Source organism: Halomonas sp. V046, assembly GCF_052645355.1.
In genome coordinates this window covers 15,004-39,345 of sequence record NZ_JBQXYF010000015.1, presented here as the reverse complement: position 1 = coordinate 39,345, position 24,342 = coordinate 15,004, and the positions used below count along the sequence as shown (strand labels likewise).

The 24,342-nt window shown below is 60.5% G+C and carries 21 protein-coding genes; 8 read left to right on the top strand and 13 right to left on the bottom strand.

Annotation, left to right across the window (positions count from 1 at the left end; translation table 11 throughout):
• Positions 1–27: 27 nt before the first annotated feature.
• Positions 28–1,050 (top strand): IS481 family transposase, encoded by a 1,023-nt coding sequence (locus tag ACUN9Y_RS18480; protein WP_445462277.1) that lies wholly within the window; start codon positions 28–30, stop codon positions 1,048–1,050.
• On the opposite strand, the gene ACUN9Y_RS18475 is transcribed toward ACUN9Y_RS18480, so the two are convergent.
• Positions 981–1,973 (bottom strand): hypothetical protein, encoded by a 993-nt coding sequence (locus ACUN9Y_RS18475; RefSeq protein WP_445462197.1) that lies wholly within the window; start codon positions 1,971–1,973, stop codon positions 981–983. The two genes, ACUN9Y_RS18480 and ACUN9Y_RS18475, sit on opposite strands and share 70 nt — an antisense overlap.
• Positions 1,974–2,626: 653 nt before the next feature.
• Between ACUN9Y_RS18475 and ACUN9Y_RS18470 the strand changes: the two genes are divergently transcribed.
• A protein-coding gene (locus tag ACUN9Y_RS18470) for an IS3 family transposase (RefSeq protein WP_445462196.1) occupies positions 2,627–3,789 on the top strand; the annotation gives its coding sequence in 2 pieces (ribosomal slippage) (positions 2,627–2,885 and positions 2,885–3,789; 1,164 coding nt in all).
• 143 nt (positions 3,790–3,932) lie between these two features.
• Here the strand turns inward: ACUN9Y_RS18470 and ACUN9Y_RS18465 are convergent.
• From ACUN9Y_RS18465 to ACUN9Y_RS18440, 6 genes are all read right to left on the bottom strand, one after another.
• The gene (locus ACUN9Y_RS18465) at positions 3,933–4,142 is read right to left on the bottom strand and encodes a hypothetical protein (protein WP_445462195.1); all 210 of its coding nucleotides are present in this window, start codon (positions 4,140–4,142) and stop codon (positions 3,933–3,935) included.
• Positions 4,143–4,867: 725 nt separating this feature from the next.
• Positions 4,868–5,935 (bottom strand): TRAP transporter substrate-binding protein, encoded by a 1,068-nt coding sequence (locus ACUN9Y_RS18460; protein WP_445462194.1) that lies wholly within the window; start codon positions 5,933–5,935, stop codon positions 4,868–4,870.
• Positions 5,936–6,060: 125 nt separating this feature from the next.
• Positions 6,061–7,200 (bottom strand): beta-galactosidase BglB, encoded by a 1,140-nt coding sequence (bglB, locus tag ACUN9Y_RS18455; RefSeq protein WP_445462193.1) that lies wholly within the window; start codon positions 7,198–7,200, stop codon positions 6,061–6,063.
• A 55-nt stretch (positions 7,201–7,255) separates the two neighbouring features.
• Entirely contained in the window at positions 7,256–8,548 is a 1,293-nt protein-coding gene (locus tag ACUN9Y_RS18450; RefSeq protein WP_445462192.1) for a TRAP transporter large permease, read from the bottom strand.
• Positions 8,545–9,036 carry a TRAP transporter small permease gene (locus ACUN9Y_RS18445; protein WP_445462191.1) on the bottom strand — a complete coding sequence of 164 codons (492 nt, stop codon included), beginning with the start codon at positions 9,034–9,036 and terminating at the stop codon, positions 8,545–8,547. Before ACUN9Y_RS18445 ends, ACUN9Y_RS18450 begins: the two co-directional genes overlap by 4 nt.
• A 110-nt stretch (positions 9,037–9,146) precedes the next feature.
• Complete coding sequence (locus ACUN9Y_RS18440) at positions 9,147–9,878, bottom strand: oligogalacturonate-specific porin KdgM family protein (protein ID WP_445462190.1); 732 nt, start codon at positions 9,876–9,878, stop codon at positions 9,147–9,149.
• Positions 9,879–10,185: 307 nt separating this feature from the next.
• Between ACUN9Y_RS18440 and kdgR the strand changes: the two genes are divergently transcribed.
• On the top strand, positions 10,186–10,986 hold the full coding sequence (gene kdgR / locus ACUN9Y_RS18435; protein ID WP_445462189.1) for a DNA-binding transcriptional regulator KdgR: 801 nt from the start codon (positions 10,186–10,188) through the stop codon (positions 10,984–10,986).
• A gap of 436 nt (positions 10,987–11,422) precedes the next feature.
• On the opposite strand, the gene kduD is transcribed toward kdgR, so the two are convergent.
• Both kduD and kduI read right to left on the bottom strand, forming a co-directional pair.
• A complete protein-coding gene (gene kduD, locus ACUN9Y_RS18430; protein WP_445462188.1) occupies positions 11,423–12,184 on the bottom strand; it encodes a 2-dehydro-3-deoxy-D-gluconate 5-dehydrogenase KduD in 762 nt (253 codons plus the stop codon).
• A gap of 16 nt (positions 12,185–12,200) precedes the next feature.
• A complete protein-coding gene (kduI, locus tag ACUN9Y_RS18425) occupies positions 12,201–13,037 on the bottom strand; it encodes a 5-dehydro-4-deoxy-D-glucuronate isomerase (RefSeq protein WP_445462187.1) in 837 nt (278 codons plus the stop codon).
• Between the two features lie 664 nt (positions 13,038–13,701).
• Here kduI and ACUN9Y_RS18420 point away from each other — a divergent pair.
• The 5 genes from ACUN9Y_RS18420 to ACUN9Y_RS18400 all read left to right on the top strand — a co-directional run bounded on the left by ACUN9Y_RS18420 (position 13,702) and on the right by ACUN9Y_RS18400 (position 19,186).
• Entirely contained in the window at positions 13,702–14,574 is an 873-nt protein-coding gene (locus tag ACUN9Y_RS18420) for a sugar phosphate isomerase/epimerase family protein (protein WP_445462186.1), read from the top strand.
• 90 nt (positions 14,575–14,664) lie between these two features.
• Positions 14,665–16,350 carry a GMC oxidoreductase gene (locus ACUN9Y_RS18415; RefSeq protein WP_445462185.1) on the top strand — a complete coding sequence of 562 codons (1,686 nt, stop codon included), beginning with the start codon at positions 14,665–14,667 and terminating at the stop codon, positions 16,348–16,350.
• On the top strand, positions 16,350–16,916 hold the full coding sequence (locus tag ACUN9Y_RS18410; RefSeq protein ID WP_445462184.1) for a gluconate 2-dehydrogenase subunit 3 family protein: 567 nt from the start codon (positions 16,350–16,352) through the stop codon (positions 16,914–16,916). The genes ACUN9Y_RS18415 and ACUN9Y_RS18410 overlap by 1 nt, the downstream gene beginning before the upstream one ends.
• 197 nt (positions 16,917–17,113) lie before the next feature.
• A complete protein-coding gene (locus ACUN9Y_RS18405) occupies positions 17,114–17,896 on the top strand; it encodes a 3-keto-disaccharide hydrolase (RefSeq protein ID WP_445462183.1) in 783 nt (260 codons plus the stop codon).
• 288 nt (positions 17,897–18,184) lie between these two features.
• Positions 18,185–19,186: an aldo/keto reductase gene (locus ACUN9Y_RS18400; RefSeq protein WP_445462182.1), complete on the top strand. Its 1,002-nt coding sequence runs from the start codon at positions 18,185–18,187 to the stop codon at positions 19,184–19,186.
• 145 nt (positions 19,187–19,331) lie between these two features.
• Here the strand turns inward: ACUN9Y_RS18400 and ACUN9Y_RS18395 are convergent, their stop codons facing one another.
• From ACUN9Y_RS18395 to ACUN9Y_RS18380, 4 genes are all read right to left on the bottom strand, one after another.
• Positions 19,332–20,606, bottom strand: coding sequence for a TRAP transporter large permease (locus ACUN9Y_RS18395; protein ID WP_445462181.1), 1,275 nt, complete (start codon positions 20,604–20,606; stop codon positions 19,332–19,334).
• Positions 20,603–21,148: a TRAP transporter small permease gene (locus tag ACUN9Y_RS18390; protein WP_445462180.1), complete on the bottom strand. Its 546-nt coding sequence runs from the start codon at positions 21,146–21,148 to the stop codon at positions 20,603–20,605. Before ACUN9Y_RS18390 ends, ACUN9Y_RS18395 begins: the two co-directional genes overlap by 4 nt.
• Positions 21,145–22,209, bottom strand: a complete 1,065-nt coding sequence (locus ACUN9Y_RS18385; protein WP_445462179.1) for a TRAP transporter substrate-binding protein — start codon at positions 22,207–22,209, stop codon at positions 21,145–21,147. The genes ACUN9Y_RS18390 and ACUN9Y_RS18385 overlap by 4 nt, the downstream gene beginning before the upstream one ends.
• Positions 22,210–22,829: 620 nt before the next feature.
• Positions 22,830–24,137, bottom strand: a complete 1,308-nt coding sequence (locus ACUN9Y_RS18380; RefSeq protein ID WP_445462276.1) for an amidohydrolase — start codon at positions 24,135–24,137, stop codon at positions 22,830–22,832.
• Between the last annotated feature and the right edge of the window lie 205 nt (positions 24,138–24,342).

Here is a 24,342-nt window from a genome sequence, read left to right as displayed (position 1 = left end):
CCAGGAGCATCGAGATGGACATGCAAGCTGCATAAGCAAGCGACGACAACACCCAAGATTCGTGCTGAGATCCAGGCCGCCCCTGCTCACATCCCGGACACGGCACTGGCGGAGCGCTTTGGCGTTAGCGATATGACCATCCGCCGGTGGCGACATCGAGACGACGTCCATGATCGTCCTCACACGCGTCATAACCTTCTGGCGACCCTCAACAGGGAACAGGAAGAAGTTCTCATCGCCGCCAGAACGTTCCTTCGCCTGGGGCTGGATGATCTCCTCGTGGTAGCCCGTGAGTTTCTTCATCCGGCCCTTTCCCGTGCCGCCTTGCATCGGATGCTCAAAAGGCGTCAGGTGCCAACGCTTGCTGAATTGGCACGCCAGGACAGAGAAGACAACAAGCAGGCTCCCAAGGCCTTTCGGGACTACGAGCCAGGCTACCTGCACATCGACACCAAGTATCTTCCACAGATGCCCGATGAGGCCCAACGACGCTACCTGTTTGTCGCCATCGACCGAGCGACCCGTTGGGTCTATCTTGAAGTGCGCTCCAATCAGTCAGCGAAGGATGCCGAAGCGTTCTTCCATCGCGTTCTCGACAAGGCCCCGTTCAAGGTCCAGAAGGTACTGACAGACAACGGCAAGTGCTTTACTGATCGCTTCACCTCGGGCGGTGAACGCAAGCCAACAGGGCAGCATATCTTCGACAAGGCCTGTGAACAGCATCATGTGGAACACCGACTTATCCGCCCGGGACACCCCCAGACCAATGGGATGGTCGAGCGTTTCAATGGCCGCATCAGCGATGTGCTGGCCACTCGGCGGTACGAATCAAGGGAGGACCTGGAGCAAACGCTCAAGCGTTACTGTTGGCTCTACAATCACTGCATCCAGCAGAAAGCGCTACACCACCAGCCCCCGATAGCGGCGATGAAAAGCTGGCAAAAAAAGCGCCCTGAGCTTTTTCACAAACGAGTCATTAATCACGCGGGACCCGATATATATGCTGTAAAAATCACTCCTCTCAGCACCTGTATCTGTTCGCAGGTGTAGGATTGATTGTTTGAGCTGGTTATGTGTTGATCAAGGGCGATATGCCAATCGTTAATATTCCCTTGGTTATCTTCCGCGAACAGGTCAGGTTTTATTTCTTTCAGAATGTTTGTAGCCCACTCTCTGTTTTCTTTGAGGTAGCTTGCTGTGATTACGCATTTATTCTCGCTGTCTGAGGAATAGAACTTGCTTTCCTCTCCGTTTTTTATAAATGCTAAGTAGGTGTCTACATCCTCCGGTGAAGTGGAAAAAATAACGATTTCATCGTCTGTTTTTAAACTGCTTAAAATTTGTGAGGTTTTAGCTTCTTTGGTGTAATTTTCAAATCTTGTGTTTTCTTCGTTTTCATAGCAACTGTATTTGTATTCGTCTGGTGATCTGGACATTGTGCTTAAATAAGAAAAGCAGGATTCCCCGTTGCTCGTTTCAAGTTCAAAGGCATCTATCTCAGTTGATACTCCCATCATGTCGCCGTAATCCGTAAGTCTTACATATATATCTTCTCTTTCGCCTGGAGTTAATTCGAAAGCATATTCTTCCATTTCCTGTGGAATTTCAACAGTGAAATCTACCATGAAGGATTCTGAGTTGGGGCATTTGAAAAAGGCTAGATAGTCGTGTGTTAATGGTATTCTTTTGACCTCTTCAACGATTCCTGTTAAAGGGATAAGCTTTCCTTCGTAATCCTCCCATGCTCTTTCCTTCTGGATACTGCTTGTGGCTTCACCTGCAAATTTCCTGTTTAAATCGATGCAGCTGGTGACAGGTGCGAAGTCAGTTTCTCTCCTGATTACTTCTCTGGCGCCATCTAAAAGCCATTCGTATTTTGAAAAATCTTCTGGTAGCTGGTCATCTGAGTATGCTGTACTGCTAAGTAGTAGGCTTAGGCTAGTGATCGCAATTGAACTATATTTCCTAATCATTTCTTCCCTTTTTTTATAAATACAACGCTAATTTTTAGCAGATAGACGCCATTCCTGCTACCCCTGTCTGGTGTTATTCTTGCCGGTACACCATTTAGTGATACAAATTCGCCACGATCCTTGCTAGAACCCTTAGCAGGCACCTATAAAAGATGCCTTGGTGAAACCCCTTTAAAATCAATTTCTAGTGCCTCGGAAGTCCCCCTCGGTAAGACTCTGTGCATTAGATCGGGAAGACCCTGTCGGGGCCGCCTCCATTTCAGGCCAAGACTTTCATGTCGCTGAATGCTCTTCCTCGTTGACCCTCAGTGGTACAAAGAGGCGGTACAAACATGCCTGCATCGATGCGTCCCACGCCTCGCAAGACCCTCCCCTCGAGCAAGACCGGCAAGCCCTCCAAGCGTTCCAGCCTCAGGCGTTCCAGCGCTCCTTATCTGTTCAGGTCCCGTCACGGTCTCTGGTACTTCCGTATTGGTGTGCCGGAAAGGGCGAGGGGGCGATTGGAAAATATGAGATACGCCGTTCGCAGAGAACTGTATCGCCCCTAGTGTCATGGATACCGCCAAGCCGAATACTAACGGCATCAGGGCTGTCTGATCTTGCCCAGCAGCAATGAACACGTCGTTAAGCAATACACTGAAACGAGGTGACCCATGGCAAGGCAAGCAGCTTCGATGAAGAAGATCCGTACCCGCTACTCCCAGGACTACAAGGCTGAGGCCTTGGCGCTCGCCGACCGTGTCGGCATCAGTGCTGCCGCGCGAGAGCTTGGCCTCCAGCCCAGCCAGCTCTACCAGTGGCGGAGCAAGGCCCAGCAGCTACAAAGCGCCTCAGCGCGCGAACACGACCTGGCCGACGAGAATGCCCGGCTCAAGCGACAGTTGGCCGAGAAGTCGGAAGAGCTTGAAATCGCGAAAAAAGCCGCGGTGTACTTTGCCAAGAGCCTGAAGTGAAGTACGCCTTCATCCACCAGCATCGTCAGACTTTCAGCATCCAGCGCATGTGCGCGGTTCTCGGCGTCGCGCGCAGCGGCTACTACGCTTGGCGGCAGCGCGATGGTGTACCGCCGCCCAGATGCCGCCAGCAGGCTGCTCTCGACCGGCATGTGGCTGAGGCCTACCATCATCGCAAGGGGCGCTCAGGCGCCCCCAGGCTGGCCTTGGACTTGCGTGACAAGGGCCTGCCGGTGAACCGCAAGACCGTCGCTGCCAGCCTGCAGCGACAAGGGCTACGAGCCAAGGCGGCCCGCAAGTTCAAAGCCACGACGAATTCTCGGCACTCGCTGCCGGTGGCGCCAAACTTGCTGGAACAGGACTTCACCGCCGACGTGCCGAACCAGAAGTGGGCGGGCGACATCACCTACTTGGCGACCGGTGAAGGCTGGCTCTATCTGGCGGTGCTGATCGACCTGTATTCGCGCAAGGTGATCGGCTGGGCGATGAGCGAACGGATGACCGCCGACTTGGTCGGCGACGCTCTCCAGATGGCGCTGTGGAGCCGAAAGATGCCCAGGGGAGTCATCGTGCATAGCGACCGAGGCAGCCAGTATTGCTCGGCCTTGTACCAATCGCTGCTGATTCGACACGACCTCCTGTGCAGCATGAGCGCCAAAGGCAATTGCTATGACAACGCCTGTGCCGAGAGCTTCTTCCACAGTCTCAAAGTCGAGGCGATCCACGGCGAGCGGTTCGAGACCAGAGCGGCCATGCGGCGGAAGGTGTTCGAGTACATTGAGTTGGACTACAACCGGCAGCGCCGGCACAGTGCAATCGGGATGATCAGCCCAGAGGCCTTCGAGGCCCGAATGATCGCTTAGACCGGTGTCCACGATTGCTGGGTAAGATCAATGCCTTGCCGACCATGGAACACGGACGGCGTTCCACCGGAGCCCGACGGGTATCGAGACGATCCTCGGAGATTCAGTGGTTCATCGAGCGATTTCCCCGGCTCGATGCCTTCTCAATGAGTAATCCGAATCAGGCTCGTCACGTCGTCCGCACATGAGAACGTGTAGACCCCGTTGCTGTAGGTGAACCGTGCCAGCCCTCCCTTGTCGTCACAGTATTCGAGAGCGAAGCCGTAGGGGGAGTCTGACGCCTCGAAGGTCGCTTCACCGGCATTCGCGGCCATGGACACGACTACCAGCCCACACAGCCATACTGCCTTCATGGCGGTCACTCCATCGATGGATGCCGAGATGATAGCAGGGAAGGGAGGCCTGATCTTGCTCAGCAACCGTGGATACCGTGTCAAGAGGGTGTACTGAGACGACGGGCCCCATGCCAAGGCAAGTCGCCTCAATGGCCGCGTGCTCGTGACTCCCAGGTCCACAAGGATGCGGTTTGGGCACTCGCCGATCGTATCGATATCAGCGGCGGCGCTCGTGAACCGAGCCTCCGGCCCCGCCCGTCCTAGCTGTGACGCGCCAAGTGCCGGCAGTAGAAACGTGCCCCGGCACGCGAGCAGTCCGCCTGGCCGTCCTCGGCTGCCATAGCGTTTTCGGTTGGGTCACGGGGTGGCGATGATCGGTGGGGCGTAGGCGTAGGCGTAGGCGTAGGCGTAGGCGTAGGCGTAGGCGTAGACGTCGGGGCTCGGGCAGGTGCGGCCGGCTGCTCTGTCAGGTTCCTGCCAAGCACCATACTGTCACGCTCTTCGTCACGTGCACGCGCCGACCATCTCGTGAAGGGCGTCGTGTCCGAGTCGGCCCCACCGTCTGAGGGAAAATTCCATCGGCCGCTGCGTGCGTCCGGCGGCAGGCACGAGAGGCCTGGCCTGGTGTGGGGTTGGCTAGCGCACGGCGCCTGAGCTTGCCTCGGGGGCGATGACCAGCGGGGCTACTTTAGCGAGAAGCAGCCCCGCGTGGACATTGCCGGTGCATCAGGGCAGGCAAAGGGTCACTGGCGAGTGTCGTTGTCCACAGCAGCGGGACTGGCCTTGGTGGCAGCGGCCTGGACGGGGGAGGCTACCTCCCTGTCGGCGGCGATTTTTTGATACAGCCCGTAAAGAGGCGGCCGATCCTTCAGCGCTTCGTACATGGGCTGTACGGCGGCCTGGAACGAGGCCTTGTCGACGTCGGTGATGGTGACGCCGAACTCGCCCTGGATGCGGACTCTGGCCTCGGCGATGGCGGCGGCCCAGGCGCCGATCTGAAAGTCGGTGGACTCCCTGGCGGCCTCGCGCAGCAGGGTGCGCTGATCGTCGCTCAGGCGCTCATAGGTGCGCCGGTTGATCAGCAGGATATCGGGCACTCGGGTGTGGCCGTCGAGGGCGAAGTAGTCCACCACCTCGCCGTGGCGGGCGAAGGTCAGGGCAAATTCGTTGTTTTCCGCGCCATCCAGGATACCTTGCTGCAGGGCGGTGTAGACCTCTTCCTGGGCCATGACCACCGGGGATGCGCCGAGCAGTTTCATGGCATCGACGGCGGTCTGGCTTTGCATCACCCGAATCTTCATGCCAGCCAGGTCGTCGACGGTCTGGATGGGGGTGTCCTTGGTATAGAAGTTGCGTTGGCCCGAGTCGTACCAGCCGAAGCCGACGAAGCCCTGGTTCGCGGTCGACTGGTAGACCTCGTCCATGATGTCGGGGTCGTTCATGACGGTGAAGAAGTGCTCTTGGTTGTCGAATAGGTAAGGCATCGAAAACACACTGTACAGCGGCGAGAAACTCTCCATCAGGCCACCGGAGACCTTGGTGATGTCGATGGCGCCGGTCTGCATGAGCTCTACCAGTTCGCCTTCGCCGCCAAGCTGACTGTCGGGAAAGTAGGTGATACGAAGTGAGCCGTCTGACTTTTCCTCCACTAGCTTGCCAAACAGCGCCAGGGCATCCTTGACCGGCTGAGAGTTCTGGGCGTAGCCCAGTCTCAGTTCAAGGGGTTCCTGAGCCAGGGCGATCGTCGGCAGGGTCGCCGCACTGGCAAGCACGGCGGCGAGCAGGGCGGGAGGTGCGATGTATCGTGCCATGAAGAAGTCCTCAAGGGAGCGCCGGGAGCGGCCATGTTCGGCACCGCCCGACGCTCCTGGTTGACAAGCTAAGGTGGCAGGCGGCGTAGAGCCTAGCCCGGTGCGGGCCTACCGCCGGGTGACGACTACAGGTAGGTGCGTAGGTACTCGGTCAGGCACAGGATTGCCATGGCCTGACCGTAGGGCATGGACGTCAGGGGGATCTCGCGGTAGAAGTCCAGGGTGTCACCCATGGCGGTGCCGAACGACACCTGCTGGAGTTCACCATCGGTGCCGATGTGGCGGACGACACCCTGAACGGCTTTTTCTCCCATGGCGTAGTGGCTCGGGTCGAGATAGCGCAGGCGTACCGCCTTGAGGATGCCGTAGGCGAATCCCGCCGTGGCGGAGGCCTCCGGGTAGGAACCGTCATCGTCGAGCAGCGTGTGCCATAGCCCCGATTCGTCCTGCCACTCGGCAAGCGCTTCGACCTGGGCGGTGAGGACCTCAACCATGTAGCGGCGGAAAGGGTCTCGCTCGGGTAGATCCAGCAGCTCCAGCAGGTCCGGTATGGCGATGGTCAGCCAGCTGTTGCCGCGCGCCCAGCGTGCCTTGGCGTAGTTGTGATGGCCGTCGAAGGTCCAGCCGTGGAACCAAGCTCCGGTCTCCCTATCCATCAGGTATTGAACGTGGGTGAGGCATTGGAACTTGGCCTCGTCCACGTAGTCTTCACGCCCGAGCAGCTTGCCGATCTTGAGTAGCGGCAGCACGCACATCATCAGGGTGTCATCCCACAGTTGCTGATGGTTCTCGCTGTGGTAGGTGACGTGCTGCATGCCGCCGCGATCGGTGCGTGGCATGTCGTTCATCACCCAGTCGGCCCAGGCCTCCAGATAGGGCCGCCAGGCGAGATTGCCGGTCTCCTCGACGCGGTAGGCCAGGGTCAGAAAAGGCGCAACCGTATTGACGTTCTTGGTGGCGAGTGGCTGGGCAAAATGGGCGGTGAACCAGTCATCGATGATGTTGGCGTGCTGGGTTTCTCCCGTCAGTTCGTAGAAGCGATAGATCCCGTACAGACCGACGCCATGGGTCCACTCCCAGCCCGTCCAACCCTTGGTGTCGATAGAGCGCCCATCGTCGAGGTGGATCAGGAATTCACCGCTCGTGTCCTCGATATGGATAAGGTTGTCGATGATCTTGTCGATCAGTCCGACGATTTCGTTGCGCGAGGAAAAACGTTCTTTCTGGCGCAGAAGTGGACTGTGCTTGACAGGGTATACGGTCATGCAGTGTCTCTCGTGGCAGGTGAGAATCTTGGCGTAAGCACGTTGAACGAGTGCCTTACAGGCCCATGAGTCTTGGCAGGAACAGGGTGACCTGGGGAACGTAGGTGATCAGCACTAGGGTGATCAGGATGACCAGATAGAAGGGCATCATCGGTAACAGCAGATTCTCGACCTTTTCTTTGGCGATACCGGCTCCGATGAAAAGCCCCGTTCCGACGGGCGGAGTGATAGTGCCTATGCACAGGTTGAACACCATGATGATGCCGAAGTGCACGGGGTCGATGCCGATGCTGCTGGTAATGGGGAGCAGAATCGGTGTGAAGATCAGGATGGCGGGACCGATATCCATGAAACAGCCGACCACCAGCAGCATGCCGGTAATGATCAGCAGGACGAAGACGGGGTTTTCAGATACACCAAGAATGGCCTGGCTCAGTGCTGCCGGAAGACCGGTGATCGACATGGCGAATGACATCGCCGAGGACGCGGCGAGCAGGAACATGATGATGCCGGTGGTCTGGGTCGCCTTGATCAATGATTGGTAGAAGCCATGCATGTCGATGCTGCGATAGACCACCATGGTCAGAAAAACGGTGTAGATGACGGCGATGGCGGAGGCCTCGACCGCGGTGAAAATGCCGAGCACGATGCCACCGATGATGATGACGATCAGCATCAGGCTGGGCATGGCATCACCGATCACTCTGCCGATCGACGAGTTGTTCAGGTCCGGCAGCGTCGTGTAACCGTGGGACTTGGCGATGACGAAGGCCACGCCGATGCAGCCGATACCCCAGAGCAGGCCGGCCACCAGGCCTCCGGCGAACAGCGCCGAGATCGAGGTGCCGCCACTGGCCAGTGCATAGAGAATGAACGAGGTGGTGGGTGGAATCAGCATGCCGGTGGGCGCCGAGGCGATGTTGGCCGCGGCGGAAAATGGCCGGCTGTAGCCTTCCTGGACGCTCATCGGCACCATGACGCCACCAATCGAGGTCGATGCGGCGATGGCTGAGCCCGAGATGGCACCGAACATCATGTTGCCAACGATGTTGGTATGGGCCAGCGAGCCGGGGATGCGTCCGCTGAACAGCTTGGCGAAGTTCACCAGGCGCAGGGCGATGCCGCCGCTATTCATCAGCACACCGGACAGAATGAAGAAGGGTACCGCTAGCAGCGTGAAGCTATCGAGACTCGATACCATCTTCTGGGCCGTGGTGATGATGGCGATATCCAGCGGCAGCGTGAGCACGATGGTGGCGAGTGATGAGATCGCGATACAGATACCGATCGGGACACCGGTAAACAAGAGCGCCATGAAACTGGCGAGCAGGACGATGCCGGCATTCATGACAGGGCCTCACTGGTGCTGGTGCTGGACCGATAGAGATCGATGCAATTGAGTATGCAATAGACAAGAATGATGGTGCCGGTCGCCGGTAGGGACATGTAGATGAGGCCCTTGGGGATCTGCAGCATCGGATAGATCTGGTCCATGGTGTTGAAGGTGGCGGTGCCGCCGCCGTAGATCATGGCGAAGATGGCAAAGACGATGAAGATGCCTTCGATGCAGAAGTTGACGATACGTTTCATGCCATCGGGCAGTTTGTCGGTCACGGCGGAGAGGCAGACATGCTCGCGGCGACCCGCGACTAGGGCAATCGACAGCAGCGCCAGCCAGATCAAGGCGACCCGAAGAAAGGCCTCCGACATGGTGCTGGGGCTGCCGAGAAGATAGCGAGTAATGACCTGCCAGGTCGCGACGAGAACCATGAGGGCAAAGAGCGAGCAACAGAGTGCCTGCATGATCCGGTCAAGGTGGTAGCGAAGTTTTTCCATGGAATGCCCCTTGCTCAATGTCTTGTTGGTGTTGGACGAGCTTTTCGTGACCTTGCCTTATCTAGGTGATTTAACTTTATGTAAATGAATGATTTTTTTGAGTATTTGGTTTAGAACTTGTGTTGGTATCCGAACAGGATGGAGCTGTATCTCTGGCCAGGGTCTACCGCCATGTCCTCGGCATTTTTGGCTCTCATGATATAACCGCCAAAGAGCATGTTGTCGGAGTCAATGTTATAGAAAGCAATAAATTCCTGTTCCAGGTAGGCCCTGTCGCCTGTTGAGTAGTCTGGCGAGTCGTCTTCTTGTTTGAAGTGATAGTGCGGGTTGTAAAGCAGCGTCCATGTGTCGTTAAGCGCGTAGCTTGCGTAGATATCGATACGGCCAGCCGTGCTCTTTTCCGTCACATCGTTCTGTGTGTCTTGTTCATAGCGGTAGCGGGCCCCGAGGTTCCAACCGTCGCCGGCATAGTTAACCTTCATCGCCAACAGGGCGCGTGTCACATTGGAGCGAAATTTGGCGCCGATCTGGGGAGCCAATGACCAATTTTCCGCATCACCGAATTTGAAGCTTGGTAAGGCATAGTTAATGTAGGCTTCGTCATGGCTGGGCCATCCGCTGTCATTGAAGCCTTCCTGCCAGTACCAGGATTTCTCAAACAGAAATGATGAGCCGTCATCGAAGACTCGAGTCAGAGAGACCTTGGGTAGCGTCAGGCTGTGTGTATTGGTCGTACGCTCGAGTTTCGTGACAAGGATAGTGTCCGCCGCCAATGCCGTTGACGTCTGTGTTGCCGCAACGGTTAAGCCAATAAAAGAGAGATAGCGAATATAAGAAAACATGGCTGAAACAAAGCTCCTCTATGGATTGCTTCGCTGGTATCCCGCCGGGGAAGTGGCCGTGCATCTCATGCCCTCGTTCCAAGCCAGTGTCCGAGCAGGTCTAGCGCTGAATTCGGTTCTACGAATCGCGACCCTAATTAAAACTAACACCGGTCTTAAAAAAATGAAACAATGGTTCACATATACTTTCGTCGACGAATTTTGCGCATCTTTGGGAGGCGTTGAGACAATTGCGTGGTGCCACGTAAGAGATCGCTGTAAAATTCGGGTCAGCTTTCCGGAATTTCTGAAATAGGGGAAATATTCCATGACGTCGTCGCAGAAGCCGGACAATGTCGCCTCGGTAATGAAGGTCTTCTCGATTCTCGAAGGATTGGCCGAAGATGGTGGCCTGGGGCTCACGGAGTTGGCCCAGCGCACGCTTATGTCCAAGAGCACGGCCTATCGATTCCTTCAGACCATGAAGCAGCTGGGCTATGTGAGTCAGGACCAGGACTCGGAGCGTTATGCGTTGACGTTGAAGACCTTCGAGGTGGGCGCAGCGGCACTCTCCGATGTCGACCTGCCGCGCCTGGCCGATGCCCAGATGCGCAAACTTTCTGAGCAGACCCACGAGGCCATCCACCTCGGCGTTCTCGACGAGGACCATCGTCATGTGCTTTACGTGCACAAGTACGACTCCCAGTTCAATCTGTGCATGCAAACGCGCGTAGGCAGACGCAATCCCATCTATTCCACGGCGATGGGCAAGGCCATGATGGCGTGGATGGATCCCGAGCGTGCCGAGGAACTGGCGCGTTCTTTCGACTACGTGGCGCGTACCCCGCATACACTCGCGAGTGCCGAAGCGCTGCTGGCGGAGCTGCCGGTCATTCGGCGAGAGGGCGTCGCGGAGGACAGAGAGGAGGCCGAGCTTGGTGTGCGTTGCGTGGCGGTACCGGTGTTCGACCGTTTTGGCGTAGCGGTGGCGGCCATCAGTCTGTCGTTCCCGGTGGTACGCTTCGACCAGAGCAATCGCGAGCGCTATATCGCGCTGTTGCACGAGGCCGGGCGACGCATCTCTCGAGGGCTCGGGCACCACGATTACGATGTCGGGGCAACACGGTAGCAGCGCTTGGGTCCGAGACGCAGCACCCATTGGAGCGCGCAGCCGTCGGTCAGAAAGACACCAGGACCGCGAGACAGGCACCATCCACGACAACGGTTTCTGGATGGCGCCTCGTCATAGCGCCTCGTCGTAGCTCTTCGTTATAGCGCCTCGTTACAGCACTTCGTTATAGCGCTTCGTCATAGCACTTCGTTACAGCGCCTAGTCATAGCGCCTCGTCATAGCACTTCGTCATAGCACCTCGTTACAGCGCCTCGTTTCAGCGCCTCGTCATGGCACTTCGTTACAGCGCCTCGTCATGGCACTTCGTCATAGCACTTCGTTACAGAGCCGCGTCATAGCGCTTCGTTACAGCGCCTCGTCATAGCACTTCGTTACAGCACTTCGTCATAGCACCTGATTTTTCATGCCGCTGTTCTGGCGGGGTCGAGTTGGCTCAGCGCGCCAGCCAGCCGCCGTCCACCGCTAGCGTATGCCCGTGGACGTAATCGGAGGCCCTTGATGCCAGAAACACGGTGGCGCCGGCGATGTCCTCGGGGTCACCCCAGTGACCGGCGGGAATTCGATTGAGGATTTCCTGGCTGCGGGCTGGGTCGTTACGCAGTGCCTCGGTATTGTCGGTGGCCATGTAGCCGGGCGCGATGGCGTTGACGTTGATCTTTCGGCACGCCCATTCATTGGCCATCAATCTGGTGAGTCCCAGAACACCGCTCTTGGAGGCGGTGTAGGAGGGCACGCGGATGCCGCCTTGAAACGATAGCATCGAGGCGACATTGATGATCTTGCCGCGGCGTTCATGCTCGATGACGTGCCTGGCGAAGGCTTGGGAAAGGAAGAACAACGCTTTCAGGTTGAGGTTCATCACGTCATCCCAGTCCTTCTCACTGAAGTCCAGCGCATCGGCCCGGCGAATGGTGCCGGCGTTGTTGACCAGGATGTCCGCGTAGCCAAAGGCTTCCTGGGTTCGCGCCAGTATCGACTCGATGGGCGCCGCCGATGACAGGTCGGCCTTGAGCGTCAGACATCGGCGTCCCAGAGCCTCGATCCGTTGGCGGGTGTCCTCGGCCGGGCGCCGGCTGACCGTGACGATCTGGCAACCGGCCCTGGCCAGCCCCAGGGCCATGCCTTGGCCGAGCCCTGTGTTGCCACCGGTAACGATGGCGGTCTTGCCGGAGAGATCGAAGGGTGACTCAGGCATTGCAGCATCTCCTGGCTCAGCGCAGCGTCGTCATGTCGACGTGGTCCATGTCCGCGAAGGCCTGATTTTCCCCGACCATGGCCCAGATGAAGGTATAGCTGCCCGTGCCGACGCCGGAGTGCAAGGACCAGCTCGGCGATAGCACCGCTTGGCGGTCACGCACCACCAGGTGCCGGGTTTCTGTCGGCTCGCCCATCATGTGGAAAACCACGTTGGAGGCCGCCATGTCGAAGTAGAAGTAGGCTTCCATGCGCCGCTCGTGGGTGTGGCACGGCATGGTGTTCCATAGGCTGCCTTCTTCGAGCTGGGTCATGCCCATCAGCAGCTGGCAGGTAGGCAGTACGTCCGGCACCAGAAACTTGTAGATGGTGCGGCGATTGCTGTTGGCCGCGTCACCTAGGGTCTGAGGGGATGCCTCGGCGAGGGTGATCTTGCGTGTCGGGTGCGCGTGGTGGGCGGGAGCGCAGCTGAGATAGAACGCCGCCGGGTTCGAGGCATCGCGGCTTTCGAACTGAACGTCGCGGCTGCCTTTGGCGACGTAGAGCGCTTCGCGCGTATCCACCTCGAACCGGGTGCCATCGACGATGACCTCGCCGGGTCCTCCGATGTTGATCATGCCGAGCTCACGACGCTCGAGAAAGTACTCGGTGCCGGTCTGCTGGCCGAGCGACGCCGGCACGCTGACGGGCTCCTGCACCGGCATGGCGCCGCCAATGATGATGCGGTCGATATGGCTGTAGACCAGACGTAGTTGATCGGCGACGAATACGTCTTCGACCAGGAACTGATCACGCAGGCCCTGCGTGTCCAGTGTCTTGGCGTGCTCGCTGTGTATGGCTTGACGAATCTCCATGCATCCTCCAGAACCTATAATTCTAAAAAAATAAAACACCGGTCCATAAATAGCATTGAGTCGATGATCGCACAAGTCCGGAAGCCGGAGGCCACACCTTCTTCTGCGTTTCTCGTTGCTGAGGGTCGCCGATCAGATCCTGCTGAGGGCCACCCTGGCGTCTGGTCTCAGGGTAGCCGCGCGGCTGGGGCCCGGGGCAGCGAAAGCAGGGCAGGGGGCGCGGGTCACGGCATGCTCGAAGGCGGATGGCTTCCCGTATCGCAGGGCCCTGCCCAGCGCGGTCGTCGCCTCCAAACGTCTATGCGACCAATGTCTGGTTCGCTGAGTGCGTAACTTTATGACTAATAAAAACAGAGTCTTAAAAGAATGTATGGCCTCGCTAAGACAGCGGGATTACACGGGTGTAGGAAATATGCCCTTGTAGGCATGATGGTGGTTTCTCGTAGGATGTAACCGGTTACACTCGATTTCGATTCGCCCCGCGATGTGGCTCAGCACCTGTGCGAGCGAGGTCACCACTGGGGCCTGTCACGGGATCTGAACGGGCCCTGGGGCGCCGCGGGCAGGGGTAACCAGAGAGACCAACACCGAGTGCTCGGCGGTCGATGTGTCTGTCATCCACATAGCGGCGAGCTGGACCATGTCTCAGAGAGGGAGAAACACCATGTTTGATGCCAAAGGATCTATCGTCACTGGCGGTTTGTCCGCGCTGATGGTGGCTTGTGCGGTTGTGGCAACACCGGTCGCCGCCGCTGAGCCGTCACACAACGTCCTGCCCGTCGCGGTGCAGATGTATACCTTGCGCGATTTCGGCACGATAGAAGAGCAGTTTGCCGCGGTTGAGCGCGCCGGTATCCCCGCCGTGGAGCTCGTCAATGACCAGGGGCTCAGTGCCGACGCTCTGGAAGAGCTGCTGGAGCGTTTCAACCTGGACGTAGCCTCTTCCCACGTGCCATTGGACCTGTTGCGCCACCACTTCGATGACGTAGTGGCGTTTCAAACTGCGATCGGCAACGACACCGTCGTGATTCCGTACCTCGATGAAGAGCTGCGACCCGACGATGCCGAGGGCTGGCGGGCATTCGGTGAGGAGGTCGGTGCCATCGGACGTCGCCTGGCTGCCGCCGATATCCGGCTTGCCTATCACAACCACGACTTCGAAATGCAGACCTTCGATGGCCGCACGGCACTTGAAATCCTGTTCGAGGCGGCAGGGCCTGAGCTGATGGCCGAGATCGATCTGGCCTGGGTGCAGCGTGGTGGACAAGACCCGGCCGAGTACCTGGCCCACTTCGATGATCGTCTGTTTGCGGTACATGCCAAGGATAACGCCCCCGAAGGCACCGCCGAAGACCAGCGGGGCTTCGCCATTCTTGGCCAGGGCGTGCTCGACTGGGACGCTATCCTGCCAGCCGCCCAGGCCGATGGGGTCCAGTGGTACATCCTCGAGCATGATCTGCCGCACGACGCCGAAGCCGTGATGGTGGAGGGCAAACGCTTCCTGAGCCAGCGGCTCCCCACCCAACTCGCCAACTGATCCAGAACGCGCCCGCCTGACGGCAGGCTCGACGGTTCTGTTCGGCGAGCATGAGGCGGGCGCCGCGCCCGAACGGCAAGGAGATTGATTGTGGCAGATACCCATTACGATGCCATCGTGGTTGGCTCCGGCATCAGCGGTGGCTGGGCCGCCAAGGAGCTCACCGAGAAAGGACTCAAGGTATTGATGCTCGAGAGAGGTCGCAACATCGAGCACATCAAGGACTATCACAACGCCCACAAGGAAGCCTGGGACTACCCTCATCGCAATGAGCCCACCCAGCAGATGAAGGAGGACTTTCCGGTCTTGAAGCGTGACTATGCGTTGAATGAGGCGACCCTGGGCATGTGGGCCGACGAGCGTGAGAACCCCTATGTGGAAGAGAAGCGCTTCGACTGGTTTCGTGGCTACCACGTCGGAGGACGGTCGTTGCTTTGGGGCCGCCACAGCTATCGCTGGTCACCGATGGACTTCGAGGCCAACCAGCGTGAAGGCGTCGCGATCGATTGGCCGGTTCGCTACGACGACATCGCCCCCTGGTATGACTACGTGGAGCGCTTCGCGGGTATCTCCGGTAACCGTGACGGACTCGCCGTGCTGCCGGATGGACAGTTCCTGCCGCCGATCCCGCTCAATTGCGTGGAGAAGGACGTTGCCGAGCGGATCCAGGGCGCCTTCGGAGGCAGGCGTCATCTGATCAATAGCCGCGTGGCCAACATCACCGAGCCCAAGCCAGAGCAGAACCGGGTCAATTGTCAGTACCGCAACAAGTGCTGGCTGGGCTGCCCCTTTGGTGGCTACTTCAGTACCCAGGCGGCGACGCTGCCCGCGGCGGTGCAGACCGGCAACCTGACCTTGCGGCCGTTTTCGATCGTGACGCAGGTGCTTTATGACCGTGATCGCAAGCGGGCCCGCGGGGTAGAGGTGCTCGATGCCGAGACCAATCAGACCTACGCGTACACCGCGGATCTGGTGTTTCTCAATGCTTCCACCTTCAACTCCACCTGGATATTGATGAATTCGGCGACCGATGTGTGGCCCGGGGGCCTTGGCAGCAGCAGCGGCGAGCTCGGTCACAACGTCATGGACCACCATTTCCGCGCCGGTGCCAGCGGCGAAATAGAGGGGTATCAGGACGCCTACTACTTTGGGCGGCGCCCGGCGGGTTTCTACATTCCACGCTTTCGCAACATCGACGGCGAGTCGCGGGACTACCTGAGAGGTTTTGGCTATCAGGGCTCGGCAAGCCGCGGGCGTTGGGACCGGCAGGTCGCCGAGGCCAGCATCGGCGCGGACCTGAAGCACTCCCTCGCTCGGCCGGGGGGCTGGAGCATCGGCATGACGGCATTTGGCGAAATGCTGCCCCATCACGCTAACCGTATCTCCCTGGACAGTTCTCTCACGGACAAGTGGGGGCTGCCGGCGCTATCGATGAGCGTCGAGCTGGGGGATAACGAGCGCGCCATGCGTCGCGACATGGTGCAGGACGCCATCGATCTGCTCGAGGCCGGCGGCGCCGTCAACGTCAAGGGCGAGGAAGGTGACTACGCACCGGGCATGGGTATCCACGAGATGGGTGCGGCGCGAATGGGGCGTGATGCGGCCACGTCGGTCCTCAACGGCTTCAATCAGGTGTGGGATGCCCCGAACGTCTTCGTCACCGACGGCGCCTGCATGACATCGTCCTCCTGCGTTAATCCATCGCTTACCTACATGGCCCTGACCGCGCGTGCGGTCGACCATGCCGTGGCCGAGCTCAAGCGGGGGAACCTGTGATGAATCGCCGTGAGCTTCTCAAGATGATCGCCGTCACGACGGGAACTGCCATGATCGGCGGCAACGCCTTGTCGGCGATGGCCGTCGAGGCCCCGGCAGGCCCGGGGCCAATCTCCGATGACGATGTGCGCCTGCTCGATGAGATCGCCGAGACCCTCCTGCCTCGCACCGATACGCCGGGCGCCAAGGACGCAGAGGTCGGCGTCTTCATGCAGACCTTTGTCCGTGACTGCTACACCGCCGAGCAGCAAGCCGCATTCAGCGCTGGCCTGGTGCAGTTTCGCGAGCGTAGCGAGGCCGTGTACGGCAAGGCCTTCGAGGCGCTGGAAACCGGCCAGCGAGAGGCGCTGGTCGCCGCGCTGAACAAGGAGGCACTAGCGGTGGCGACGGCAAGCGAGAGCGAACTCGCCGCTCATTACTTCACCATGATCAAGCAACTGACCCTGTTTGGTTTCTTTACCTCCCGCGTCGGTGCCAATGAGGTGCTGCGCTACGTGGCGGTGCCCGGCCGTTACGACGGCTGCGCGCCCTATGAGCAGGGTCAGCCCGCCTGGGCAACCACCTGATACCTGATGCGGGCCGGACCGACCGGCCCCGGGGTGGGCGCCTGCTACCGCGGCGCGCCCCCTGGGCGGCATTTTAGTTCACAGGTTCGGGGCACAGGTTCGGTGGGTTGACCGGCCAGGCGAACGCGTTCGGCCACGCATCGGCGCCGACGACCGGTTCAGCTGTCCCATTTCAGCGCAAACAAGGAGCAATCGCCATGACGATCCACGTTTTACCGTTGCCCGGTTACGCCGTTCGCGTCAGCGCACTAGCCCTGGCGGGGTTGGGGGTGGTCGGGCTTGGCCTGTCCGCCTCCGCCTTGGCAAACGATGTCGAGGAGGCGGCCAAGACCGAGGCCTGGACGCCGGTGCCGCCCACGGTCGCGGTCGGCGTGGACGGTGTGCCGTCCGACGCCACGCGGCTGTTCGATGGCCGTAGCCTGGCGGCCTGGGAGGGCGAGAACGGCGGCGCCGCCGGCTGGCGGATCGCCGACGGCGCCATGACGGTGGTGCCGGGCGGTGGCGGCGTTCGGACCAAGGCGTCGTTCTGCGATGTCCAGCTACACGTCGAGTGGCGTGCCCCGGCAGAGCCGGGTGGTATGGACGGCCAGGATCGCGGCAACAGCGGCATTTTCCTGCAGCAGCGCTACGAGGTTCAGGTGCTGGACTCCTACGATAATCCGACCTACGCCAACGGCCAGGCCGCTTCTGTCTACAAGCAGTATGCGCCCTTGGTCAACGCCTCCCGGGCGCCGGGCGAGTGGCAGAGCTACGACATCCTCTATACTGCGCCGGTGTTCGAAGACGGTGAATTATCGAGGCCGGCGGCGGTGACCGTGCTGCACAACGGCGTCCTGGTCCAGCACGACGTCGAGATCCAGGGCACCACCGAGTGGATCGGTGCGCCGAGCTACGCCGAAGCCCACGGTTGTGCGCCGCTGTTGCTGCAGGATCACGATGCCAAGGTCAGCTACCGCAATATCTGGGTGCGCGAACTCTAGGGCGATGCCAGCCGGTGATCGGCGTGGCTTTCGGCACCAGGCGACATCGGTGGCGAGCAGCGTCGACGACCCGCGGCGCCGAGCCTCTTCGCGGCTGGGGGCCGGTCGTGCGTCACACCCCTGGCCTGCTGGCCGAGTTTGCGCAGCCGCGCTGGGCTGACAGCGCTGGGCTGACAAGGCCATCAACCAAGGCCAAGGCGCCTTGCGGGGGAGCGGCTCGGCTCGGCATGATGGCGGCGATGTGTTTCGACGCTGAAGCACCGTCTCCGCCATGTTAGAGGACTCCCGATGTCGACCGCTTTTCACCGCCTTTTGCCTGCTGGCGCCCCCGCCATTGGCCTGGGGTGCATGAACCTGAGTCACGCCTACGGTAAACCGCTGGCCGAATCCGAGGCACTTCGGGCGCTGTCGGAGGCGTTCGAGATGGGCTATCGCCATTTCGATACCGCCACGCTCTATGGCAAGACGGCCAACGAGCGCCTGGTCGGCAAGGCGCTGGGGACCCACCGCGCCGAGTTGTTTCTCGCCAGCAAGTGCGGCATGGCGTTCGATCCTGAGATCGGCGCCAAGCGCATCGATGGTCGCCCCGAGACCCTGCGCCGCCAGTGCGAGGCGAGCCTTAAGCGCCTCGATACCGACTACCTCGACATCTACTACCTGCACCGTCTCGACCGCGAGGTGCCGGTTGAGGAGAGCGTCGGTGCCCTGGCTCGCCTGGTGGAAGACGGCAAGATCCGCGCCATCGGCCTTTCCGAGATATCGGCCGCCACTCTCACGCGGGCGCTGGCCGAGGCCCCCATTGCCGCCGTGCAGTCCGAGTACTCGCTGTGGACCCGCAACCCCGAGATTGCACTACTCGAGACCTGCCGCGCCGCGGGTACCGCGCTGGTGGCCTTCAGCCCTTTGGCGCGGGGTTTCCTTACCGCCACCCTCGACGATGTGACGAGCCTCGAGGAGGGCGATATTCGCCTCGGCATGCCGCGCTTCAGCGCCGACAACTACCGCCACAACCTGACGCTTCTCGACGAGTACGTGGCCATGGCCCGAGCGTGGGATTGCACGCCCGGACAGCTCGCGCTGGCCTGGCTGAGGTCACAAGGCGCGGACATTTTCCCGATTCCCGGGACCCGCTCCGTCGCCCACATGCGTGAGAACCTTGGTGCCGATGGCATCACCCTGGAGGACGCGACGGTGAAACGGCTGAATGCCATGATGACGCCGGATCAGGTGCGCGGCCCGCGCTACAGCGCGGCCCAGCAGGCCGATATCGATACCGAGGAGTTCGTCTAGGTGGCTGGTCCCAAGTTCCTGGCAACGGGCGATGAACCAGAAAACAGCCCCATCCGGCGACCGACGTCGCCATGGATGGGCAAAGAGGAACGCCTGGTTCGCTAGAGCTCGATGACGTTTAGGGGCGCCCGATGCGGGGCCTGAATCACGGGGTGAGCCAGGTCGGCCACAGCGTCAAGGCGGGGAATAGCATCACGACCAGGATTACCAGCAGGTTGGCCAGCAAGAACGGCAAGGCACCGCGAAAGATACGCCCGATGGAAAGCCCGGTAATCGAGGAACAGACGTTCAGACACATGCCGACCGGCGGCGTGACCAGTCCGATCGCCAGGGTGCTGACCAGCAGGACCCCGAAGTGGATCGGCGAGATGCCTGCCTGGGTCAGAATGGGAAGCACGACCGGCGTGACCAGCAGGATGGCGGGCGTCACATCGATGAAAGTGCCGATGAACAGCACCGCCAGCACTACCACCAGCAATAGGGCGAAGGGGCTAAGTTCCAGGCTGGTGAGGAAGTTGCCGAGCAGCAGGGGCACCTGTTCGATGGTCAGGATCCAGACGTAGAGCTGGCTCATGGCGATGATGATCATCACCGTGGCACTGGTAATGATCGCCGAGCGAAACAACGCCGGCAGCGCCGAGAGCGGCAGGGTCCTGAACACCACGACACCTAGCGTGATGGCATAGAAGGCCCCGATGGCGGCGGATTCCGTGGCCGTGGCGATGCCGCCGACGACCGAGCCCACCACAAACACCGGAATCAGAAAGGCCAGCAGCGCCCGCTGAATGACGGAGACCTTCTCCTTTCTCGACAGGTTGCCGCTGGCTCTCGGGTAGCCGTTGCGCCCCGACATGATCACGATGACCCCCATCATGAAGAGCCCTATCATTACGCCGGGGACCAAGCTTGCCAGGAACATGGTGCCGATGGACTGCTGCGCGGTCACCGCGTAGATCACCATTGGAATGCTCGGCGGAATGATCATGCCCATGGTCGAGGACGCCACGGTGATGCCGCTGGCGGTCTCGACCGTATAGCCCTTGCGAGCCATCTCAGGAATCATCGATGCGCCGACCGAGGCGGTATCCGCCACCGACGAGCCGGAGATACCGCCGAAGATCATCGAGGTGGAGATGTTGACGTGACCGAGCCCGCCGCGAAAACGGCCGACCAGCATCAGACAGAAGTCGATCAGCCGGCTGGTGATGCCGGAGGCGTTCATCACCAGGCCCATCAGGATAAACAGGGGCAGCGCGATCATGGTGTAGAGATCCATGCCCGCCAGCATGCGCTGGGGAAGCACGCCGATCAGGTCAGGCTCGAGAAAGACGAAGTAGAGAATTCCGGAGATGCCCAGTGAGTAGGCGATAGGCACGCCGATCAACAGCATCGCGAACAGGCTGACCAGAAGCAGGGTCATAGCTGGCCCTCCTGCAGGTCATCACGCACGCTCATGCGGCGCTCTCCTCCGACCAGGGTAGCGATCGAGATCAGGATCACCAGCACGGTGCCGAGGGTGACGCTGATCTGCACCACCCACTGGGGGATGCCGAGGGCGGAGGTGGGGTAGTGGCCGACCTGGTTGATCCAGTCAATGCTTAGCCAGCCGACCATGGCGTTGCAGGCGATCACCAGCAGGTGACGCAAGCGATCCATCCACCCGGCCAGCGTTGGCGGTAGGGCATCGACGAGCACGCTGATACGAATATGGTCGCCTCTGAGTACGGCGATGGAGGCGCCGATCGCGGTGGCGTAGACGAACAAGAAGCGCATGGTTTCCTCGGCGCCGGCGAAGCCGATAGCGAACACGTAGCGCAGCACCACCAAGGTAAAGGACAGCGCCAGCATAGCGAAAAGGATCAGCGCGCAGAGGTTCTCTAGTCCCCCCGTCAGACGGCGCACCAGGCGCATGGTGGGGCTGTCATCGGTGAGCGAGACAGCAGGATCGTTACGCATGGTCATGGCTGGATCTCCGTTTTTCCGGTCAACGCCAGCACCGTATCGAGCTGTTGCTGGGTAAAGACGCCATCGTCGACAAAGGTCTGCCAGATCGGGGCGACGGCCTCGACGAATTCACTGCGCTCGGCGGTACTGAGAGTGTCGATTTCCATCGTCTCGCCGAGCCGGTCCAGGAAGCCCTGCTCGGCGGCGAGCCAGGCGGTGGTCGAGCGTTCCATGGTCTCCTCGGCCACCTCGGTGACGATCTGCTGAAGATCCTCCGGTAGCTGGCGATACCACTTGGCACTGATAAAGAAGGGGTCTGGATTGATCTGCCAGTTGAGCACGGTCAGGTAATCCTGGGCCTCCTGAAAGCGCATGTCGTAGATGTTCGACGGTGGATTTTCCTGGCCATCGACGACGCCGGTCTGTAGCGCCATGTAGGTCTCGGTGAAGGGAATCTGCTGTGGCGAGGCGCCGAGTGCCTCGAAGGCGCGGATGGTCACCGGAAAGGGGGGCGTGCGAATCTTCAGCCCGTGCATATCGTCCAGGGACCTGACCGGGTGAACGTTGTTGGTCAACTGGCGCATGCCCCCGGCCAGGCCCGTGGCCGGGATATAGATCTGGTTGTCGAGGGCGCCCGCGGCGAGCTGGTCGCCGATCTCGCTGTGCACGACTTCGAGCACCTGGTCGGTGTCGTCGAACAAGAAGGGCATCAGAAATAGCTGATAGGCCGGATTGGCCTGGGCAAACAGGCCGCTGCGGGTACCCTGGATGATGCCCATCTGCACTTGCTGGATGACGTCTTCTTCGCGGCCGAGCGTGCCGTCGAAGAATAGCGTGACATCGATGCGTTCATCGCTGCGGGTTTCCAGCTCTTTCTCGAAGTAGCGCATCGACTCCGAACGCGGGTGGTTGGCGGAATGCGAGTGGCCGTAGCGAAATACGTAGTCAGCCGCTTCGACGCTGGTGGCGGCGAGAACGAGCGGGACGCAACTGGCGGTGATCCAGCGGCGGATACCTCGTGATCTGGAGCTCGACAAATGCCTGAGTGTGGCTCCTGGAGGCGGGGGGGACAGTGGCATGAACAGTCTCCTCGTTATGGTGGTCGTGATCGACGCCGGTACGGCGTCAGGACTGGCGTGGGTCGTTGCCGTCTACGTACCGCCAGTACGCCCGCCGAAGGTCGATGGCAGATGGCAGATGGCAGGCGGCAGTCCGGAGTGATGGTGTGCTGTTCAGGACCGGCGGGCAATTCCTCGACCAGGACCTGGCGGCCGCTCTGGGCTGCACGGGTGATGGTACCGATGACGCGAAGATTCTGGAGGCCGTCGTGTACGCTCGCCAGCGGAAAGGTGAGCCCTTTGATCGCATCGCAGAAAGGCGCTAGTTGATGCTCTAGAGGGGCGCCGCCATCGAACGCTACTGTCAGGGAATCACAGGGCTGCCACCAGGAGCGTTCGGGGCCTTCGGCGTAGCGCTTGACCCGCATGGTCGGGACGGCCAGGGAGCCCAGGGTACCGCCGAGCGCGTAGCAGTCTTCGTCGCCATCGCTCGCGTAGCTCTTGCTCTAGCTCTTGCTCTCGCCCGAGGTCTGCTCCCAACGTGCATGGGGTTCGTGCAAGAACGCCTGGCCAAGGGCCCCGATGCCTTGACCACGTCGCTGCCGGTCGCGGTAGCAGGGTCCGGTTCGTGATGGCGTTGATCACTGCTCGCGAGTCTCGGCGTAGTCCAATGCCAGGTTGATGAAGAGTTCGGTGCCGACCTTCAGCGCATCCTCGTCGACCCGAAAACGCGGGGAGTGGTTGGGGGCGCCCTCGGCCAGGTCCTGATCCGGGGGCGTGATGCCGAGAGACACAAACATGCCCGGGACCTCCTGGGCGTAGTAGGCGAAGTCCTCCGCGGCCGTGCGTCGTCCTTGTTCCACGACATTGTCTGCTCCTGCCACGCGGCGCGCCGTCGGTAGCATGGTCTCGACGAGTTGCGGGTCGTTGACGGTCACCGGATAGCCTGGGGTGAGCTCGGACTCCGCGCTGCCGCCATTGGCTTCGGCGGTGGCGGTGGCCATGCGGCTGAGGCTGGCGAATACCTGATCGCGTACGTCCATATCGAAGTTGCGCAGGGTGCCCTTGAGGGTCACGCCCTCGGGAATGATGTTCTCGCGTACGCCGCCATCGAAGATGCCAAAGGTCAGCACCGATGGCGCCTCGGTAATATTGACCTGGCGGCTGATGATGGACTGGGCATTGGTTACGATCTGCGAGCCGATGACGATGGGATCGACGCCGTTCCACGGCACGGCTCCGTGGGTCTGGCTGCCGTGCACCCTGATGGTGAAGGTGTCGCTGGAGGCGAGGATTGGCCCCGCGAGATAGCCCAGCTGGCCGGTATGCAGGCCAGACGTCACGTGAATGCCGAACACCGCTTGCGGCGGGTGTTCGTCGAAGGCGCCCTCGGCCAGCATTTGCTTGGCGCCCCAGGACTCGGCATCGAACACGCCTTCCTCGGCGGGTTGGAAGATGAACAGGATGCTGCCCTTGAGCTCGTCCTTTCTGGCGGTGAGCGCCTCGGCGGCACCCATCAGCATGGCCACGTGATTGTCGTGGCCGCAGGCATGCATCACGCCCACTTCCTTGCCGTTGTAGGTGGCGGTAGTCCGGGAGGCAAAGGGCAGATCGACCTGTTCGACCACCGGCAGGGCGTCCATGTCGGCGCGCAAGGCGATGGTCGGGCCGGGCTGGCCGCCCTGGAGAAAGGCGACGATGCCGGTTTCGGCGACACCGGTGCGTACTTGCATGCCGAGTGAACGCAGGTGGTCGGCGACCACGGCGGCGGTACGGGTTTCCTGGTTGGCGAGTTCCGGGTGCTGGTGAATGTCGCGTCGCCAGTCGATGACGCGCTGCTCCAGGGCCGTGTCGATGGTGGCAGGCGCGTCGGTGCTGGCGGAGACATCGAGGGCCTGGGTGGCGCCGGCGACCAGAGTCGCCGCGGTGAGGGCCAGTGCGTTGAACATAGGGGGCACGGTGGTTCGCTCTTGTTCGTGGGTGTGGCGAGGTTTTTTTGGGCTGGCGAGCCTTGGATACGTCGGCGCACGCCCCAACAACGATAGAAGAGGCGACGGGTACGCCAATAGCCGGGCTATCGTTTGTGCAAAGAAAATAAGTGGAATCGACTGCATAAGCGGCGAACTCTGCTGCCATTTGCCTGTCCACCGGCCA

Coding starts and splice junctions, on each gene's coding strand:
- ACUN9Y_RS18475 (WP_445462197.1), bottom strand. CDS start 1,973: ATGATTAGGAAATATAGTTCAATTGCGATCACTAGCCTAAGCCTACTA.
- ACUN9Y_RS18465 (WP_445462195.1), bottom strand. CDS start 4,142: ATGAAGGCAGTATGGCTGTGTGGGCTGGTAGTCGTGTCCATGGCCGCG.
- ACUN9Y_RS18460 (WP_445462194.1), bottom strand. CDS start 5,935: ATGGCACGATACATCGCACCTCCCGCCCTGCTCGCCGCCGTGCTTGCC.
- bglB (WP_445462193.1), bottom strand. CDS start 7,200: ATGACCGTATACCCTGTCAAGCACAGTCCACTTCTGCGCCAGAAAGAA.
- ACUN9Y_RS18450 (WP_445462192.1), bottom strand. CDS start 8,548: ATGAATGCCGGCATCGTCCTGCTCGCCAGTTTCATGGCGCTCTTGTTT.
- ACUN9Y_RS18445 (WP_445462191.1), bottom strand. CDS start 9,036: ATGGAAAAACTTCGCTACCACCTTGACCGGATCATGCAGGCACTCTGT.
- ACUN9Y_RS18440 (WP_445462190.1), bottom strand. CDS start 9,878: ATGTTTTCTTATATTCGCTATCTCTCTTTTATTGGCTTAACCGTTGCG.
- kdgR (WP_445462189.1), top strand. CDS start 10,186: ATGACGTCGTCGCAGAAGCCGGACAATGTCGCCTCGGTAATGAAGGTC.
- kduD (WP_445462188.1), bottom strand. CDS start 12,184: ATGCCTGAGTCACCCTTCGATCTCTCCGGCAAGACCGCCATCGTTACC.
- kduI (WP_445462187.1), bottom strand. CDS start 13,037: ATGGAGATTCGTCAAGCCATACACAGCGAGCACGCCAAGACACTGGAC.
- ACUN9Y_RS18420 (WP_445462186.1), top strand. CDS start 13,702: ATGTTTGATGCCAAAGGATCTATCGTCACTGGCGGTTTGTCCGCGCTG.
- ACUN9Y_RS18410 (WP_445462184.1), top strand. CDS start 16,350: ATGAATCGCCGTGAGCTTCTCAAGATGATCGCCGTCACGACGGGAACT.
- ACUN9Y_RS18405 (WP_445462183.1), top strand. CDS start 17,114: ATGACGATCCACGTTTTACCGTTGCCCGGTTACGCCGTTCGCGTCAGC.
- ACUN9Y_RS18400 (WP_445462182.1), top strand. CDS start 18,185: ATGTCGACCGCTTTTCACCGCCTTTTGCCTGCTGGCGCCCCCGCCATT.
- ACUN9Y_RS18395 (WP_445462181.1), bottom strand. CDS start 20,606: ATGACCCTGCTTCTGGTCAGCCTGTTCGCGATGCTGTTGATCGGCGTG.
- ACUN9Y_RS18390 (WP_445462180.1), bottom strand. CDS start 21,148: ATGACCATGCGTAACGATCCTGCTGTCTCGCTCACCGATGACAGCCCC.
- ACUN9Y_RS18385 (WP_445462179.1), bottom strand. CDS start 22,209: ATGCCACTGTCCCCCCCGCCTCCAGGAGCCACACTCAGGCATTTGTCG.
- ACUN9Y_RS18380 (WP_445462276.1), bottom strand. CDS start 24,137: ATGTTCAACGCACTGGCCCTCACCGCGGCGACTCTGGTCGCCGGCGCC.